Annotated in this window: 15 protein-coding genes; 6 read left to right on the top strand and 9 right to left on the bottom strand. The window is 72.3% G+C overall.

The annotated features are described in order from the left end of the window. Positions 1–36 precede the first annotated feature (36 nt). From BXA11_RS41200 to BXA11_RS08190, 3 genes are all read right to left on the bottom strand, one after another. The gene (locus BXA11_RS41200; RefSeq protein WP_083744056.1) at positions 37–1,539 is read right to left on the bottom strand and encodes a serine/threonine-protein kinase; all 1,503 of its coding nucleotides are present in this window, start codon (positions 1,537–1,539) and stop codon (positions 37–39) included. Between the two features lie 98 nt (positions 1,540–1,637). After that, positions 1,638–3,290 carry a fumarate hydratase gene (locus BXA11_RS08195; protein ID WP_030507536.1) on the bottom strand — a complete coding sequence of 551 codons (1,653 nt, stop codon included), beginning with the start codon at positions 3,288–3,290 and terminating at the stop codon, positions 1,638–1,640. Positions 3,291–3,588: 298 nt separating this feature from the next. Next, positions 3,589–4,551, bottom strand: a complete 963-nt coding sequence (locus BXA11_RS08190; protein ID WP_143734150.1) for a DMT family transporter — start codon at positions 4,549–4,551, stop codon at positions 3,589–3,591. A gap of 66 nt (positions 4,552–4,617) precedes the next feature. On the opposite strand from BXA11_RS08190, the gene pdxR reads away from it, so the two are divergent. Continuing rightward, complete coding sequence (gene pdxR, locus BXA11_RS08185) at positions 4,618–6,024, top strand: MocR-like pyridoxine biosynthesis transcription factor PdxR (protein WP_076433953.1); 1,407 nt, start codon at positions 4,618–4,620, stop codon at positions 6,022–6,024. On the opposite strand, the gene BXA11_RS08180 is transcribed toward pdxR, so the two are convergent. Together BXA11_RS08180 and BXA11_RS08175 are read right to left on the bottom strand one after the other, a co-directional pair. Next, positions 6,014–7,255: an MFS transporter gene (locus BXA11_RS08180; protein WP_076433952.1), complete on the bottom strand. Its 1,242-nt coding sequence runs from the start codon at positions 7,253–7,255 to the stop codon at positions 6,014–6,016. The two genes, pdxR and BXA11_RS08180, sit on opposite strands and share 11 nt — an antisense overlap. An 83-nt stretch (positions 7,256–7,338) precedes the next feature. Beyond that, the gene (locus tag BXA11_RS08175; protein ID WP_167769251.1) at positions 7,339–9,702 is read right to left on the bottom strand and encodes an ATP-binding protein; all 2,364 of its coding nucleotides are present in this window, start codon (positions 9,700–9,702) and stop codon (positions 7,339–7,341) included. Between the two features lie 122 nt (positions 9,703–9,824). Here BXA11_RS08175 and BXA11_RS08170 point away from each other — a divergent pair, with 122 nt between their 5' ends. Next, positions 9,825–10,472, top strand: coding sequence for a DUF1707 SHOCT-like domain-containing protein (locus BXA11_RS08170; protein ID WP_231513845.1), 648 nt, complete (start codon positions 9,825–9,827; stop codon positions 10,470–10,472). A 7-nt stretch (positions 10,473–10,479) separates the two neighbouring features. Here the strand turns inward: BXA11_RS08170 and glpX are convergent, their stop codons facing one another. Next, the gene (glpX, locus tag BXA11_RS08165) at positions 10,480–11,508 is read right to left on the bottom strand and encodes a class II fructose-bisphosphatase (RefSeq protein WP_030507530.1); all 1,029 of its coding nucleotides are present in this window, start codon (positions 11,506–11,508) and stop codon (positions 10,480–10,482) included. Positions 11,509–11,654: 146 nt separating this feature from the next. On the opposite strand from glpX, the gene BXA11_RS08160 reads away from it, so the two are divergent. Both BXA11_RS08160 and BXA11_RS08155 read left to right on the top strand, forming a co-directional pair. Beyond that, on the top strand, positions 11,655–12,248 hold the full coding sequence (locus BXA11_RS08160; protein WP_076433950.1) for a TetR/AcrR family transcriptional regulator: 594 nt from the start codon (positions 11,655–11,657) through the stop codon (positions 12,246–12,248). A gap of 46 nt (positions 12,249–12,294) precedes the next feature. After that, a complete protein-coding gene (locus tag BXA11_RS08155) occupies positions 12,295–12,843 on the top strand; it encodes a DUF4245 domain-containing protein (protein WP_076433949.1) in 549 nt (182 codons plus the stop codon). On the opposite strand, the gene BXA11_RS08150 is transcribed toward BXA11_RS08155, so the two are convergent. Continuing rightward, complete coding sequence (locus tag BXA11_RS08150; protein ID WP_076433948.1) at positions 12,832–13,761, bottom strand: LysR family transcriptional regulator; 930 nt, start codon at positions 13,759–13,761, stop codon at positions 12,832–12,834. The two genes, BXA11_RS08155 and BXA11_RS08150, sit on opposite strands and share 12 nt — an antisense overlap. 73 nt (positions 13,762–13,834) lie before the next feature. Between BXA11_RS08150 and BXA11_RS08145 the strand changes: the two genes are divergently transcribed. Beyond that, positions 13,835–14,224, top strand: coding sequence for a RidA family protein (locus BXA11_RS08145; protein WP_076433947.1), 390 nt, complete (start codon positions 13,835–13,837; stop codon positions 14,222–14,224). Positions 14,225–14,253: 29 nt separating this feature from the next. On the opposite strand, the gene BXA11_RS08140 is transcribed toward BXA11_RS08145, so the two are convergent. Further along, positions 14,254–14,820 (bottom strand): TetR/AcrR family transcriptional regulator, encoded by a 567-nt coding sequence (locus BXA11_RS08140; protein WP_030507525.1) that lies wholly within the window; start codon positions 14,818–14,820, stop codon positions 14,254–14,256. Positions 14,821–14,878: 58 nt separating this feature from the next. On the opposite strand from BXA11_RS08140, the gene BXA11_RS08135 reads away from it, so the two are divergent. Further along, entirely contained in the window at positions 14,879–16,042 is a 1,164-nt protein-coding gene (locus BXA11_RS08135) for an FAD-dependent oxidoreductase (RefSeq protein WP_076433946.1), read from the top strand. Positions 16,043–16,053: 11 nt separating this feature from the next. Here BXA11_RS08135 and BXA11_RS08130 read toward each other — a convergent pair whose 3' ends face one another. Continuing rightward, entirely contained in the window at positions 16,054–16,329 is a 276-nt protein-coding gene (locus tag BXA11_RS08130; RefSeq protein ID WP_076434055.1) for an exodeoxyribonuclease VII small subunit, read from the bottom strand. Positions 16,330–16,395 lie beyond the last annotated feature (66 nt).

The following is a 16,395-nucleotide window of genomic DNA, read 5'->3' as shown; positions in this document are numbered from 1 at the left end:
AAAGATAGCGATTCCGCCTTGGAAATCGCTTTCTGGTTACTTGATGAAGATTCTCGGCCAATACCGGCGGGGGAGCAGAAGCTTGATCATCTTTGCCACGTGCCGCATCATGGGAATGCGCACGACCTGGTGGAGCGCGGGCTCCGACGGCTTGCGGTGCAGGCCCTCGCTCGGCCGCCGCCGCTGGGACGGCACGGCCGGCGCCTCCCGCGAGTAGCCGAATTCGCGCGGATAGCCGCGCCGGCGGCCGGACTGCTCCGACTGTCCCGACTGCTGGTGCGGGCCGCTGAACGCGCCACTGTGGGAGCCGCTGTAGGAGTCTCCATAGGGGCCGCTGCGAGACCCGGAGTAGGACCCGCCGTGCCGCAGCTGACCACTCTGGCCGAACTGCCCGTACTGCCCCGACTGCCCGTACGGCCCGGACTGTCCGCGGGAGCCGTACAGGTCGTACCGCCCCGAGGCGTACGGGTCGTACGCGTTGGGCTGGACCGGCTCCCCGGGCCGGTGCGGCTGGCCGTACGGCCCCTGCTGGCGGTGGGGCCCGGAGTCGCGGTCGCGCGGCGTCACCTTGGGCGTGGGGCGCGACTCGGCCCGGTGCTGTCCCCGCTGGCTGCGCTGCGACGGCTTGCGGGTCTCGGGAGCGGTGGGCTGCGGGGCGATGGGCGGCGGCGTGGGCCGGCCGGTCCGGAACGGGGAGGCGAACGGGTCGTCGGCGACGCCCCCGGCCGCGACCCTGGACAGCGCGTGGGCCGCGCGGACGCCGTCGAGCCTGGCCGCGGGGTCGATCTGGAGCAGGCCGCGCAGGACCGGGGCGAGTGGTCCCGCCTTGTCCATGGGGATCGGAGCGCCGCTGGTCAGCGCCGCGAGCGCGGCCGCCGCCGTACGGCGGCCGTGCAGGCCGCGGCCCTCGACGGCGGTGTAGAGGGTGGCGCCCAGCGACCACAGGTCGGCCGCCGGGCTCGCCTTGTCGCCGAGGACGCGTTCCGGGGCGATGTACCCGGCGGAACCGAGGACGATCCCGGCCTGGGTGATGGAGGCGTCGCCCTCCAGGGCGGCCAGCCCGAAGTCGGTCAGCACCGCCCGGTCGTCGTCGGTCACCAGCACGTTGCTGGGCTTCACGTCGCGATGCAGGATGCCCTTGGCGTGGACGGCGCGCAGCGCGCCGAGCACCTGCCGGCCGATGTCGGCCACTCGGCGCGGCGGCAGCGGGCCCTCCTGGCGGATGAGCTCCTCCAGCGACCGCGCCCTGAGCAGCTCCATGACGATCCAGGGGCGGTCGTCCTCGGTGATGACGTCGAAGAGCGTGATGACCGAGGGGTGGGCGACCATGGCGGTCGCCCGGCCCTCGCGTTCGGTGCGCGCGCACAGCTCCGCCCGCAGGTCCTCGTCCAGGACCAGCGGAAGCCGCACCTCCTTGACAGCCACCTCGCGGTCGAGCAGCTCGTCACGCGCGCGCCACACAGTGCCCATCCCGCCGCGCCCGACCGGCTCGATCAGCCGATAGCGCGCGGCTAGCAGGTATCCGGACGGCGCACGCATGGGTGGCAGCTTACCGATTTGTGTAGTGCGACCTGTAGAGACCATGCCGGGAAATTGTTGAGATCTTCTGTCAAAGATCCTGACAACCTCCCCGCAGATCAGCGCCGTCCGATGGTAAGGACGGGACCGGTCGTGTCGGCGAAGAAATCGTCGCCCTTGTCGTCGACGACGATGAAGGCGGGGAAGTCCACGACTTCGATCTTCCAGACCGCTTCCATGCCCAGCTCCGGATATTCCAGGACCTCGACCTTTTTGATGCAGTCCTGGGCCAGCCGGGCGGCCGGGCCGCCGATCGAGCCGAGGTAGAAGCCGCCGTACTTCTGGCACGCCTCGGTGACCTGCTTCGACCGGTTGCCCTTGGCCAGCATCACCATCGAGCCGCCCGCCGCCTGGAAGCGCTCGACGTACGAGTCCATCCGCCCTGCGGTGGTGGGGCCGAAGGAGCCGGACGCGTAGCCCTCGGGGGTCTTGGCCGGACCGGCGTAGTAGACGGCGTGGTCCTTCATGTACTGCGGCATGTCCTCGCCGGCGTCGAGCCGCTCGGCGATCTTCGCGTGGGCGATGTCGCGGGCCACGACGAGAGGGCCGGTGAGCGACAGCCGGGTCTTCACCGGATACCTGCTCAGCTCGGCGAGGATCTCCGGCATCGGGCGGTTGAGGTCGACGCTGACGACGTCGCCGCCGAGGTGCTCGTCGGTGGTGTCGGGCAGGAAGCGGGCGGGGTCGGTCTCCAGCTGTTCGAGGAAGACGCCCTCCGGCGTGATCTTCGCGAGCGCCTGCCGGTCGGCGCTGCAGCTCACCGCGATGGCGACCGGGCAGGACGCGCCGTGCCGGGGCAGCCGGATGACGCGTACGTCGTGGCAGAAGTACTTGCCGCCGAACTGCGCGCCGATGCCCAGCTTCTGGGTCAGCTCGAAGACCTTCTTCTCCATCTCCAGGTCGCGGAAGCCGTGCCCGTTCGGCGAGCCCTCGGTGGGGATGGAGTCGAGGTAGCGGGCCGAGGCGTACTTCGCGGTCTTCAGGGCGTACTCCGCGCTGGTGCCGCCCACGACGATCGCCAGGTGGTACGGCGGGCAGGCGGCGGTGCCGAGCGAGCGGATCTTCTCCTCCAGGAAGGCGAGCATGCGCTTCTCGTTGAGCACCGCCTTGGTCTCCTGGTAGAGGAACGACTTGTTGGCCGAGCCGCCGCCCTTGGCCATGAACAGGAACTTGTACTCGTCCGGGTGGCCGTTCGGGTCCTCGGCGTACAGCTCGATCTGGGCCGGCAGGTTGGAGCCGGTGTTCTTCTCGTCCCACATCGTCAGCGGCGCCATCTGCGAGTAGCGCAGGTTGAGCTTCGTGTAGGCGTCGTAGACGCCCCGGCTGAGGTGCTCGGCGTCGCGGCCGTCGGTCAGCACGTGCCGGCCGCGCTTGCCCATGACGATCGCGGTGCCCGTGTCCTGGCACATCGGCAGCACGCCGCCGGCCGAGATGCTCGCGTTCTTGAGCAGGTCGAGGGCGACGAAACGGTCGTTGCCGCTCGACTCGGGGTCATCGACGATCTTGCGGAGCTGGGCCAGGTGGGATGCCCGCAGGTAGTGCGAGATGTCGTGGATCGCGGTCTCGGTGAGCAGCCGCAGGGCCTCCGGCTCGACCTCCAGGAACCTGCGCCCGGCGGCCTCGGTGACCCGCACCCCCTCGCTGGTGATCAGGCGGTACTCCGTCTCGTCCGGTCCAAGCGGGAGCAGGTCGGTGTAGTCGAACTCCGGCATCGTCCTCGGTTCCTCGTGGTCTGCCCGGTCGGGCGCGCCCGCCCTGCGGACCGCCCATGGTCTTTGCACAGCGTACGGCGCACGGGCGGCGGTCATCATGTCCGGGCTATGCGTAGCTTTTGAATAACTTCATACTGACTATCTGACCACAAAGCGGGATAATTGAGACAGAGGACAGAGAGGGGAGGGGTCATGAGCGCCGAAGTGTGGGTCATGGTCATTTTCGCGATCGGCATTCTCGTGGCCCTGGCGGTGTCGCTGCTCACGCTCGTGCTGCGGCAGGTCAGGGACGGCGAGATCACCTGGTGGTCCCCTCCCGGGAGGCGAGTGACGCCGCGCGAGGAGCCGCCGCCGGCCGGGCGGGCCGAAGAGCGGGCGGACGAGCGGGCTGACGGGCGGGCCGACGAGGCGAGGGCGAGCGGAGCCCGAGGGCGATCCCGCTGATCACGAGGGCGGCTCCCGCCAGGTCGGCCGCGGAGGGGACGGCGATCCCGAGAAGGGCGGCCGTGGCGAGCGCGCCGACAGGGATCATCCCGGCGAACAGCCCGGCCCGGTCCGCGCCCAGGCGGGGCAGCGACCGGTACCACAGGAAGAACGCCACGGTCGTCACCACCAGGGCGAGGTAGACGAGACCGCCCGCCTCCGCGGCGGTCGGGGCGCGCAGCACGTGACGGCCGTCCAGGGCGAGGCCGGCGACCAGCAGGAACGGCACCGCCAGCGCGGCCGTCCAGGCGGAGAGCCTGAGGGGGCCGATCAGCGGCAGCAGCGGCAGGGCCAGCAGCGAGAAGCAGAGTTCGCAGACCAGGGCGCCCAGGGACCACAACAGCCCGGGCAGGTTGCCGCTGCCGGCGCCGGTGGCCAGGGAGGCTCCGGTGGCCACCACCAGACCCGCGGCCACGACGCGCGGGGAGGGCCGGGCGCCGGTGAAGATCGGTCCCACGAGGGCGAGCGCCAGCGGCACGGTGCCGAGGACGATGCCGGGCAGCGCGGGCCCGGCCGCGCGGGTCGCCTCGACCACGCAGACGTTGAACAGCACGAGCCCCGTCAGCGACAGCGCGGCGAGCAGCGCCCACTCGCGCTGCCGGAGCCGCACGAGGCCGAGTCCGCGCGCCCGGGCGACGGCGAGCAGGATCACGGCGGCGAGGGCGTAGCGGAGCGCCTGCCCCCCGTAGACGGGGTAGTCCGCGATGACGCCGGAGACCGCCGCCAACGTCCCCACGAGGAACATCGCACCCGCCGCTCCGGCCACATGAGTGTTCATGTCAGGGATGCTAAGGACGGCTTGGCCCTCGCTCATGGTCCAATCACACGCGTTTAGAGTGGGCCAATGGCCGATCTCCATCTCGTGGTCGACAGGGCCGCCGGCGGGCTCGCCGGGCAGATCGCCCGCGAGTTGCGGGAGGCCGTTCGTTCCGGGCGGCTCGTCCCCGGCGCCCGCCTTCCCGCGACCCGCGACCTCGCCCGCGATCTGGGCCTGTCGCGGGGCGTCGTGGTCGAGGCGTACGAGCAGCTGGCGGCCGAGGGATTTCTCGAATCCAGGACGGGCGCGGGCACGAGGGTCGCGGCAAGGGTCGCGGCGGGGGCCGGGCGCCAGGCCGCCCCCGAGCGCCCCGGGGACCGGCGGGACAGCTGCTGGCCGCACTACGGCCATCGGCCCACGTCCCCGGATCTCGGCCTGTTTCCCCGGCAGGCGTGGCTCGCCGCCGTCCGCCACGTCCTGGCCACGCTGCCCAACGACGGGCTCGACTACGGCGACCCCGGCGGTGTGCCGGCCCTGCGCCGCGAACTCGCCGCGTACCTCGGCCGGGTGCGCGCGGCCGACGCGTCACCGGACGACGTCGTGGTCGTGACCGGGGTGGCCCAGGGGCTCAGCCTCGTCGTCCAGGCCCTGGTGCGGGACCGGGGCCGCGGCATCGTCCTCGCCGTCGAGGACCCGACGAGCGCGCGTCAGCTCCCGCTGCTCCGGCGGGCTGGAGCGGACGTCGTCCCCGTCCCTGTCGACGGAGAGGGGATCGTCGTCGGGGCCCTGCCGGGCGACGCCGACGCCGTGGTGGTCACTCCCGCGCACCAGTACCCGACCGGCGTCGTCCTGTCCCCGGCCCGCCGCGCCGCGCTGGTCGACTGGGCGGCCCGCACGGGCGCCCTCGTGCTTGAGGACGACTACGACGCGGAGTTCCGCTTCGACCGCGACCCCGTCGGGTGCCTGCAGGGCCTCGCGCCCGACCGGGTCGTGCTCGCCGGCAGCGTGAGCAAGGCCCTCGCCCCTGGGCTGCGGCTCGGCTGGATCGCGGCGCCCCCGCGCGTCGCCCGCGCCGTACGGCTCGCGCGCGGCGAGCTCGACCTCGGTTCGCCGGTCATCGACCAGTACGTGCTCGCCCACCTCATCGAGGGCGGGACGTACGACCGGCACCTGCGCCGGATGCGGCGGGAGTACCGGCGGCGCAGGGACGCCCTCGCCGGCGCCCTGGCCGAGCACCTGCCCTGGATTACGGTGCGCGGCATCTCGGCCGGGCTGCACCTGTACGCCGAGGTGAACGCAGCGGACGCAGTGGACGGGGGCGACCCGTCCGGCCTGGCCGAGGCCGCCCGCGGCGCGGGCCTGTCCGCGGAGGTCGTGACGTCGGCGCACGGATCGCCGGGGCTGGTCCTCGGCTTCGCCCGCCTGCCCGCCCACCGCGTCGCCGAGGCCGTACGCGCCCTGGCGGGGAACGCCGGAGGGGAGGTCAGGGGGTGACGACGGTGGTCGCGGTGGCCGGCTCGGCCCTGCGCGGCTGGAAGCCGCGTGCGAGCAGGATGATCGCGGCGGCGAGGACGAGCGGTGCGGCGAAGGCGACGCGGAAGCCGGAGGCGTCAGCGAGGCCGCCGACGAGCGCGGCTCCGACGATGAACCCCACGTAGTTGAACATGTTGACGCGGGCGATCGCCACGCCCGTGCCCGCGGGGTCGAGGCGGCCGGCCGCGGAGAACGACTGCGGGGCGACGACCGACAGGCCGATGCCGGTGAGGGCGAAGCCCGCGATCGCCAGCGGCACCGTCGGCGCCGCCACGATCGCGACGAAGCCCAGCGTCGCGACGGCGCCCCCGGCGCGCACGATGGCCGCCGGGCCCCACCGGCGCACCGCGAAGTCGCCGCCGACCCGCACCAGGAACGTCGTGAGCTGGTAGGCCCCCAGGGCGAGCGGGATCACGGTCGCCGACGCGTGCAGGACCTTGTCCATGAAGACGGTGCCGAAGTTGGAGACCGACGAGTCGCCGACGTAGAGGAACGCCATCGCGAGGCAGAGAGGGATGATCGGGCGCCAAGCGACCCCGGCCGGCCTGGCCGCGCCCGCGGCCTCGTCGCGGACCGCGGCCGCGCGGTGCTCCTCCTCCGGCCGGTAGAGCCAGATCGAGGCGAGGACGGCGACCGCGGCGGCCGGGACGAGGGCGATCGCGAACGTGACGGGCAGGCCGAGGCCGAGGGTGGCCGCCGCGGAGGCCCACACCGACCCGATGACCGCCGCCACGCTCCACAGCGCGTGGAACCCGGTGAGCACCGCGCGTCCGTACTCGCGTTCGACCGCGACGCCCTGCATGTTCATGCCCGCGTCCACCCCGCCCAGGCCGAGGCCGAACAGGACGTTGGCGGCCACCAGCATGGGGACGTCGGAGGCGAGGCCCGCGAGCACGACGGCGGCGCAGGCGAGCGGCTGCACCAGGCGCAGGACCAGGCGGCTGCCCCATCGGGACGCGGCGACGCCGGCGAGCGCGCTGCCGGCCCCCGCGATGACCGGGACGACGAGGAGCAGGATGGTCAGCTCGCCGTCGGTCAGGCCGTGCTTGCGCTGCAGCGCCGCCACCTGGGTGAGCAGTGTGGCGAAGGTGAGGCCCTGGACGAAGAACACCGCGAACGTGGCGAGCCGCGCCTGCCGGTCGCGAGAAGCGGGCGCCGTGTCCCGCGCCGGCGCCGTGTCCTCTACTGGCATCGTGGGCCTCCACGAACATGAGGGGGGTTCAAGTTTTCGCCAGCGTAGGAGCCGTCACCCGCTCGGTCAATGGGGTCCGCCGGTCAGGACCGGCCGCCCGCCCCACGCGCGGCCATCCAGGCGGCGATCTGGGCCCGGGACGCGAAGCCGAGCTTGTCCAGGATGCGCTCGACGTGGCCCTCCACGGTCCGCTGCGAGATGACGAGGGCGGAGGCGATCTCCTTGTTGCTCCGTCCCTGCGCGATCAGCTCGGCGATCTCCTGCTCACGCCGGGTGAGCGGGGACGGCTCGGCCGCCGGGGGGCGTTCCGGCGGCGCGGGCTCGGCCTCCGCGACCGTCTCGCCCGCGCGCGCGAGCCCGCGCTCGGCTCGGTCGCCGATCGCCTCCTCGATCGCCTCGTTCATCGTCAGCCGGTCCCCCCTGCGGGTCTCGCGGCTCAGGGCCCGGTCGCCCAGACTCGTACGGAGATCCGTGAGGCACCGCTCGTGGAACTCGGCGAACCGCCTGTCGCGGCACGGAGCCATGCCCACGGAACGGCCGATCTCCTCCGAGGCCGCGAGCAGCCGGGCCGCGGGGGCGTGGCGGCCCTCGTCGGCCTGCACCCAGGCGATGATCTCCAGGTTCATCGCGATGTTCATCCGGTCGCCCAGGTCGCGGGCGAGAAGAAGGGCCTCGCGTGCCATCGCCAGCGCTCGGGCGTTCTCCCCGCCCTGCCACAGGCTGATGGCGAAGATCGCGAGCACCCAGGCCCGGCCGGAGCACTCGCCGTGGGCCTCGGTCAGCGCGAGAGCGCGCTCGAACAGTTCCGTGGCACGGGCCCGGTCGCCGAGGTATCCGACACCGGCCGCGAGCGTGATGAGGGCGATCAGCAGGCCGCTGAGGTTGCCGACGGCCTCCTCCTCCGCGACCGCCCGTTCCAGCAGGGGGTTCGCCTTCGCGTAGTCGCCCGCGTAGTGCTCCGCCATTCCGGCGACCAGGGACGTCTGGGCGAGCGCTTCCGGGTCGCCCAGCCTCTCGGCGAGCGCCCGGCTCTCCGCCAGCAGGCGCCGGCCCCTGTCGGTGTCGCCTTGGGTGAGCACCAGTTCCGCGTCGGCGCACAGCGCCAGCGCCCGCAGGACGGTGGGCTCGGGCGTCGCCCACAGCATGCGGTCCAGCCAGTGGCGGCCCTCGTTGTAATAGGCGTTGGCCAGCCAGCAGGGGTCCGTCAGGCAGAGGGCCATCCGCAGCCCGGTTTCCGCCTCGCAGGGCTCCTGCAGGCAGAAGTCCATCGCCGCGCGCAGGTTCGCCTGCTCCAGGTTCAGCCGCCTGAGCCAGGAGAACTGGTCGGGGCCGAACCACTCGGCGTCCGCCTGCCGCGCCAGCAGGAAATAGTGATCCCGGTGCCGCCGCTGGAGCGACCGGCGCTCCGCGGGCCCGCTGAGCCGCTTGCGGCCGAACTCGCGCAGGGTGTCGAGCATGCGGTAGCGGACCGCACCTCCGTGCTCCTCGCGCAGGAGCAGCGACTTGTCCAGCAGCGCGTCGAGCAGGTCGAGCACGTCGTCCCGTTCGATGCCGTCGCCGGTGCACACCGCCTCGACGGCGTCCAGGTCGAAGTGGGAGGGGAAGATCGACAGCCGGGTCCACAACGTCCGCTCCGCCGCGGGCAGCAGCTGGAAGCTCCAGTCGACCAGCGCGTGCAGGGTCTGCTGACGGGGCACGGCCGCACTGCTGCCTCCGGTGAGCAGGCGATAGCGGTCGCGCAGGCGCTCCACGAGCGCGTTCACCGACAGGGCCCGCAGCCGCACCGCGGCGAGCTCGATCGCCAGGGGGATGCCGTCGAGCTGGCGGCACAGCTCGGCGACGGCCGCCTGGTTGTCCTCGGTGACGGTGAAGCCGGGCAGGACCGCCGCCGCCCGTTCCGTCAGCAGGCTGATCCCGTCGTACAACTCCAGTGACCTGCGGTTGAGCGGCCGGTCCGGCTCGGGGACGGGCAGCGGCGAGATCTTCATCTGGTGCTCGCCGGTGATGCCGAGCGACTGCCTGCTCGTCGCGAGGATGCGCAGCTCGGGGGCCGCCCGCAGGAGCCGGTCGGCGAGCACGGCGCAGGCGTCACGCAGGTGTTCGCAGTTGTCCAGCACGAGCAGTGTCCGCTGCGAGGAGAGCACCTGCTCCAGCGCGTCCACAGGGCAGTCCGCCGCCTCGTCCCGCACGCCCATGGTCGCCGCCACCGTCTCCGCCACGAGCGCGGGATCGGTGACGGTGCTGAGGTCCACCAGCCAGACGCTGTCGAACGCGCGGCGCTGCTCGGCGGCCGCCCGCAGGGCCAGCCGGGTCTTGCCCACGCCGCCCACTCCGGTGAGGGTCACCAGGCGCGACGCGGAAAGCAGCCGCCTGATCTCGGCCAGCTCACGCCTGCGGCCGACGAAACTCGTCAGGTCGGCCGGAAGGTTGCCGACCTGCCGTGTCACCGCCCCCGCGACCACCTCCTCACGCTAAGCGGCCACGAAGTCCCCGGTCAATGGCGGGGGGGCGACGCCGGGCGCCGCGTCGCATAGTGACCGTCGTTCGTGGACCGCTTACTCTCGATGGTGTGAGCAGCAGCGAGTCCTCAGCCGCAAAGTGGATCTCCGCCTTCCTCTCGCCGCGCACTCCGGATACGCCCGACCCCTCCCTGCTGCGGGCCTCCGACGCCGATCGGGAGCGGATCGTCGAGGTGCTCTCCGACGCCGTCACCGACGGGCGGCTCACGCCGCTGGAGCACGAGGAACGGGTGGAGCGTGTCTGGGCCGCGCGGACCCTCGGAGAGCTGGCCGAGCTGACCGTGGACCTGCTGCCGCCCGAGAGCCAGCCGTTCCGGATGGACAGCCGTCCGGTCACCGCGTTCTTCCGTACGGAGACCCGCGGCGGCCGGTGGGTCGTGCCCTCCCAGGTGCCGGTGACGTCGCTGGGCGGCACGGTCACGATGGACCTGTGCGAGGCGCTGCTCCAGTCGCGGCACGTGGTGGTGCAGCTCGCCGTCATGGCCGGCACGGTCAACCTGACGGTCCCCGAGGGCGTGCGGATCGTGACCGCCCCGGACGCCCGCGTCCGGTCGCTCAGGAACGAGGTGCGGCTCCCGCCGGGCGCGACCGGCTTCGCGCCGGACGCGCCCGTGATCGAGCTCGCCGGGTTCGTCTTCGGCGGCAAGGTCGTCGCCCGCTCGCCGAAACGCCCCCGCCGCCGCCTGTTCGGCCGGTAGGCCGCCGCTAGACGGCCGTGTCGAAGTTGATGGCGCTGTAGGCGCCGAGCTTCCAGAGCTGGTGCTCGCTCTCGATCTTGCGGATCGTGCCCGACCGTCCCCGCATGACGAGGGAGTGCGTCACCGCCGCCCCGCCCTGGAACCGCACGCCGTGCATCAGCTCGCCGTCGGTGATGCCGGTCGCGGCGAAGAACACGTCGTCGGAGCGTACGAGGTCGTCGGTGGTGAGCACCTGGTCGAGGTCGAGCCCGGCGTCGAGGGCCTTGAGACGCTCCTCCTCGTCGCGCGGCCACAGCTTGCCCTGGATGACGCCGCCCATGCACTTGAGCGCGCAGGCGGCGACGATGCCCTCGGGCGTGCCGCCGATGCCGAGCATCAGATCGACACCGGTGCCGTTGCGCGCCGCCATGATCGCGCCGGCCACGTCGCCGTCGGTGATGAAGCGGATCCGGGCGCCGGTCTCCCGGATCTCCTTCACGATCCGCTCGTGCCGGGGCCGATCGAGGATCACCACGGTGACGTCGGACGGCTTGGCGCCCTTGGCCCGGGCCACGGCGCGGATGTTGTCGGCCACCGGGGCGTTGATGTCGACGTGCTCGGCCGCCTGCGGGCCCGTGACGAGCTTCTCCATGTAGAAGACCGCCGACGGGTCGTACATCGAGCCGCGCTCGCTGACCGCGATCACGGAGATCGCGTTGTTCATGCCGAGCGCGCACAGCCGGGTGCCGTCGATCGGGTCCACGGCGACGTCGCACCCGGGGCCGGTGCCGTCGCCGACCTCCTCGCCGTTGAACAGCATCGGCGCGTTGTCCTTCTCACCCTCCCCGATCACCACGACGCCCTTCATCGACACCGTGTTGATCAGTTGGCGCATCGCGTTCACTGCGGCGCCGTCCGCCCCGTTCTTGTCGCCGCGTCCCACCCAGCGCGCGGCCGCCATGGACGCCGCCTCGGTCACCCTGACCAGTTCCAGAGCCAGGTTGCGGTCGGGTGCGCGTTCCCCCGTCGCGAGAGCGGCCGGTACGTGATCAGCCATTGGTCCCCTTTTAGGTAGGTGCCGTTCTAGCGATCGTAGTTCGCGAGGCCCTTCTTGTCCGATTGGTCTGAACCTGTTGGGCCTGGTGGGAGGCCATTTGCGGGCACGGACCCCCGGAACGGACGGGTCGGGGATATCGTCGCCGCATGAGCGGCGACACCGAACGACCAGTGACGACGCGCACGTCGGAGCGCGGCGCGGCGACCCGGGGAGCTCTCCTGGACGCCGCGAAGGAGACGTTCATCACGAGCGGCTTCGCCGAGGCGGGCGTCACCGACGTCGTGGCCAGGGCCGGCGCCAGCGTCGGCAGCCTCTACCACCACTTCTCCGGCAAGGCCGATCTCTACCTGACGCTGTTCGAGGAGTTCCAGAAGCGGCAGACCCAGCGCACCCGGCAGGCCGTGCAGGAGGCCAGGGCGGCCGGGGAGACCGACCCCATGCCCCAGTTCCTCGCCGCCGCCCGGGCCTACCTGGAGGGCTGCCTCGCCGAGCGCGATCTCGCCGCGCTCTTCCTCCGCGGCGACGCCCCGCCCGGGTTCGAGGTCATCATGCGCGACCGTCTCCGGCAGTGGGCCAGGCGCACCGCGGCGCTGTTCGAGCACGAGGACGCCCTGGTCGTCGTCGTCACCGGCGCCCTGGCGGCCGTCGTGCAGGAGGTCACGCTGTCCGACGACCCGGAACAGGCCCGGAGGATGACCGAGGACGCTCTTCGCATCATCGGCGATATTCGGCACGCCTGACGGCCGATACGGGAACCGCCCACTCCACCGACTAGTCTCGCCTTACGTGGGACGATTCACCCAGGGTTTCTACGGCTACGCGTTCGCGCTCTTCGTCTGCCTCGCCGCGGTCGGAGTGTTCCTGCTCGTCACGCCGCAGAGCCGCACCGAGCACATCCCGCGGGTGGACTTCTCGATCGACCGGGTCAACGCGGCGCGTACGGCGCCGTACGAGGTCGTCGCCCCGGACCGGGTGCTGGCCGATTGGGTGCCCAACAGCACGTCGCTGACCCAGAAGAACGGCGCCGTGACGTGGCGGCTGGGGTTCGCGACGGCCAAGCGGCAGCACGCCATGCTCGCCCAGAGCGACGAGAGGCCGTCCGCGGACTTCGTCAACCGCATGGCCAACACCGACAAGCCCGGCGGGAGCCGGCAGATCGACGGCGTGACCTGGGAAGAGCGGTTCCGTCAGGACAAGAACCAGCGGACGCTGGTCCGGGTCTTCCCCGATCACGCGGTGGTCGTCACAGGGACGGCCGACTGGGACGAGCTGACCGCCCTCGCCCGGACCCTCGCGCCGCAGCCCAAGCCCTCTCCCGTGCCGTCATCGAGCTGACCCCGGGTCCCCGCTGACGGTCGCCAGCAGCTGCGCGACCAGGGGGCTCCGGTCGTCCTTACGCCAGCCGACGGCGACCCGGGTGCGCGCGTTGGGCTCGACCGTGCGGAAGGCGACGCCCTTGAGCCTGATGCGCCGGATGCTCGCCGGGGCCAGGGAGACGCCCAGGCCGGTCTCCACGAGGGCGCACACGGTCTGCCACTCCACCGCCCGCTGCGCGATCCGGGGCGTGAAACCGGCCGCCTCGCACAGGCCGATGATCTGGTCGTGAAGTCGCGGGCCGGCCGTGCGCGGCAGGAGCACGAAGGGCTCGTCCGCCAGCCGCGCGAGCCGTACGGTCCGCGGGGCGGCCAGCGGATGGGCGGACGGCAGCACCGCCACGAAGGGCTCCGTGAGCACCGTCCTGAAGCACAGTTCCGGCCCGTAGGCAGTGTCGCCGGCGGTGTCGCCGGCGGGGGGTTCGCGCAACAGGCCGACGTCGATGGTCTTGTCGCGCAGGGCGGCGATCTGCGGCGCGGTGGTCATCTCGCGGATGTCCAGGCGGACGTCGGGGAGACGCTCCCGGAACGCGCGCAGCAGACCGGGCAGGACCGTCAGGGCGAGGGAGGCGGCGAAGCCGATCCGCAGGCGCCCGGCCCGGCCGCTGCCGACGGCCCGGGCGGCGGCCAGCCCGTCGGCGAGATCGGTGAGGGCGCGCCGGGCGGCGGGCAGCAGTTCGCGGCCCGCCGCGGTCAGCGCGACGCGTCCGGGTTCGCGGGTGAACAGCGCGTGGCCCACCTTGTCCTCCAGGCGGCGGATCTGCTGGCTGAGCGGCGGCTGGGCGATGCCCAGGCGGGCCGCGGCATGGCCGAAGTGCAGTTCCTCGGCGAGCACGACGAAGGCGTGCAACTGGGCCAGGGGGAGTTCGGGGCGCTCCATACGCCTAGAGATATCAGCCCATGTCCAAGGATGTATTAGACGTATGGCCGGGCGTCGGCCTAGCGTTCCGCGCATGACGGAGCGACGCGCGATCCTCGGCGGTTCGACGTTCGAGGAGCAGATCGGCTATGCCCGGGCCGTGGTGGACGGCGACCGGGTGCACGTTTCCGGGACGACCGGTTTCGACTACACCACCATGACGATCTCCGAGGACGTCGTGGAGCAGGCCGAGCAGTGCCTGCGCACCATCGAGGCCGCGCTGGCCGAGGCGGGGTGCGGCCTCGCCGACGTGGTGCGGGTGCGCTACCTGCTGCCCGACCAGGCCGACTTCGAGCCGTGCTGGCCCGTCCTGCGCCGCCACTTCGGCGACGTGCGGCCGGCCGCCACGATGATGCAGTGCGGTCTGGCCGACCCCCGGATGAGGATCGAGATCGAGGTCGACGCGCGGCGGCCCGGGATCTGACGGCCCGTGCCGTCACGCCGGACGTACGCTCACGCCGGTGGATCGCAGCCGTACACGATCACCTCGACCAGGTTCCGGACGACGTCCCTGCTGACGTGCTCCGGGGGTGTGCTGACCAGGGTGAACAGCGCACCCCCGTAGAGCGCGATCATGGCGGGGATCTTCTCGCGTGGGATGTCGAGGCCGAGTTCGTCGTGGTGCCCGGCGGTGACCAGCGACGCCTTGTCCTGCAGGCACGCGAGAGCCGCCGCGAGCACCGGCCGGCGCGCGGCCTCCAGTTGCAGTTCGAAGATCGCCAGATAGCGGGTGCGCAGCGTGGTCGCCGCCGTGAGCAACGATTCCGTCAACAGGTCGACCAGCGTGGCGGGCCGCTTGACGGCCTGGTCGGTGTCCGCGTGATGCAACTCGATGATGCGCTCCGCGGTGGCCACCAGCAGCGCTTCCCGTGTGCGGAAGTAGTTGGAAGCCGTTCCCGGCGGCAGATCCGCCGCCTTCTCCACCGCTCTGTGGGTCAGGCCGTGCACGCCCGACGACGCCAGCAGGTCGATGGCGGCATCGGTCAGGGCGCGCCGACGGGCCGGATTAGTGGGCGGCATGGGCAGATGGTACCAATAGCCGTACTAGTACGATCGTAGTGAATGAGCGGGAGGTCTCATGAGGATCGTGGTGGTCGGCGCCGGGCTCGGAGGAGTGGCGGCCGCGGTCGGGCTGCATCGCACAGGCCATGAGGTGACGCTCCTCGAGCGGGCTGCCGAGCTGCGGGAAGCGGGCACCGGGATCGTGGTCATGCCCAATGGGCTGCGCGCGCTGGACACCCTGGGGCTGGCCGAAGACGTTCGCGGGCACGTCATCCATGCGGCCCGCGGAGGACTGCGGGACTGGCGCGGACGGCCGCTGCTGGTCACCGACCTGGTCAGGGCGCAGCAGGAGGGTGGAGCGCAACGGGAGATCGGGGCGCCCGTCATGATCGAGCGAGCGAAACTGCACCGATCGCTCCGCGCCCCGCTGCCGTCCGAGCTGGTGCGGACCACCACCCCCGTCAAGCGCCTGGAGTCCGACTCCACCGGAGTGACCGTGATCAGCGAAGGCGGTCCCGTCGCCAGGGCGGACGCGGTGATCGCGGCCGACGGCATCGGCAGCACGCTGCGTGCACAGCTCTTCCCCGGCCACCCCGGGCTGCGGCGGACCGGTCGATTGGACCTGCGCGGCATGCTGCCCCGCCCTCCCTGCATGGCGCCGGACCTGCTCGTCAGCCAGTTGGTCGACCGGCGCAGCGGGGCGATGTTCGGCCTTTTCCCCGTCGGCGAGGACCACCTGTACTGGTTCACCGACTCCGTCCTGCACGGCCCGCCGCCGGGTGCGTACGAGGCGCGCCGGCAGATGCTGTCCCTGATGGCCGACTGGCACCCTCTCGTCGCGGCAGTGATCGAGGCGACCCCGCCCGCCGGCATCTACGTCGACCCGATCGCCCGCCTGGCCGAATCCCTGCCCTCGTTCGTGACCGGCAGGATCGCGCTCCTCGGCGATGCCGCGCACGCCATGTCACCCGACCTCGGTCAGGGCGCCAGCCAGGCGTTCGAAGACGCCGCCGCGCTGACCCGCCATCTGGCCGGCGCGGAGCCGGCCGACGTCGCCCGGCGGCTCCTGCGCTACGACGCCGAGCGCAGGCCCAGAGCCAATCGCATGATGCTGGCGGCGGCCCGGCAGTCGCGGCTGACCTCCCAGACCGGCGTCGCCGCGTGGCTACGCGACACGTTGCTGCGCGCCGTGCCGTCCCGGCTGGCCACCCGGCAGCTCGCCGCCCTCTGGCACGCCTAGCCCGCCGGGGGTCAGAAGGGAGCCTCCTCGGGGCCGTTCGGCTGGGGCTCCTGGCGCTGGGCCATCGCGGCGGCCAGCTTGGCGCGGGCGCCCTGCAGCCACTCCTCGCAGATGGCCGCCAGCCGCTCTCCCCGCTCCCACAGCTCTATCGACTGCTCCAGAGTGAGCCCGCCCGTCTCCAGGCGGCGCACCACCTCGGTCAGCTCCTCGCGGGCCTGCTCGTACGACGGGGTCTGCTTCTCCGACGGGGTCTGCTTCTCCGACGGGGTCTGCTTGTCCTCAGCCACGTCCCCCACCTTAGAGGCCGGGACCGACACTCCGAGGCCTCTTAACGTTGTCCGTTTTGGGCATAA

Origin of the sequence: Microbispora rosea (assembly GCF_900156315.1) — a bacterium.
Taxonomy (GTDB): domain Bacteria; phylum Actinomycetota; class Actinomycetes; order Streptosporangiales; family Streptosporangiaceae; genus Microbispora; species Microbispora rosea.
The sequence above is the reverse complement of the archived record's forward strand: the minus strand, read 5'-3'. Positions and strand labels throughout refer to the sequence as shown.

What these genes read in the sequence shown, in the direction of transcription:
- BXA11_RS41200 (WP_083744056.1), bottom strand. Translation starts at nt 1,539, where the DNA reads ATGCGTGCGCCGTCCGGATACCTGCTAGCCGCGCGCTATCGGCTGATC.
- BXA11_RS08195 (WP_030507536.1), bottom strand. Translation starts at nt 3,290, where the DNA reads ATGCCGGAGTTCGACTACACCGACCTGCTCCCGCTTGGACCGGACGAG.
- BXA11_RS08140 (WP_030507525.1), bottom strand. Translation starts at nt 14,820, where the DNA reads ATGCCGCCCACTAATCCGGCCCGTCGGCGCGCCCTGACCGATGCCGCC.
- BXA11_RS08145 (WP_076433947.1), top strand. Translation starts at nt 13,835, where the DNA reads ATGACGGAGCGACGCGCGATCCTCGGCGGTTCGACGTTCGAGGAGCAG.
- BXA11_RS08180 (WP_076433952.1), bottom strand. Translation starts at nt 7,255, where the DNA reads ATGCCAGTAGAGGACACGGCGCCGGCGCGGGACACGGCGCCCGCTTCT.
- BXA11_RS08135 (WP_076433946.1), top strand. Translation starts at nt 14,879, where the DNA reads ATGAGGATCGTGGTGGTCGGCGCCGGGCTCGGAGGAGTGGCGGCCGCG.
- BXA11_RS08160 (WP_076433950.1), top strand. Translation starts at nt 11,655, where the DNA reads ATGAGCGGCGACACCGAACGACCAGTGACGACGCGCACGTCGGAGCGC.
- BXA11_RS08190 (WP_143734150.1), bottom strand. Translation starts at nt 4,551, where the DNA reads ATGAACACTCATGTGGCCGGAGCGGCGGGTGCGATGTTCCTCGTGGGG.
- glpX (WP_030507530.1), bottom strand. Translation starts at nt 11,508, where the DNA reads ATGGCTGATCACGTACCGGCCGCTCTCGCGACGGGGGAACGCGCACCC.
- pdxR (WP_076433953.1), top strand. Translation starts at nt 4,618, where the DNA reads ATGGCCGATCTCCATCTCGTGGTCGACAGGGCCGCCGGCGGGCTCGCC.
- BXA11_RS08150 (WP_076433948.1), bottom strand. Translation starts at nt 13,761, where the DNA reads ATGGAGCGCCCCGAACTCCCCCTGGCCCAGTTGCACGCCTTCGTCGTG.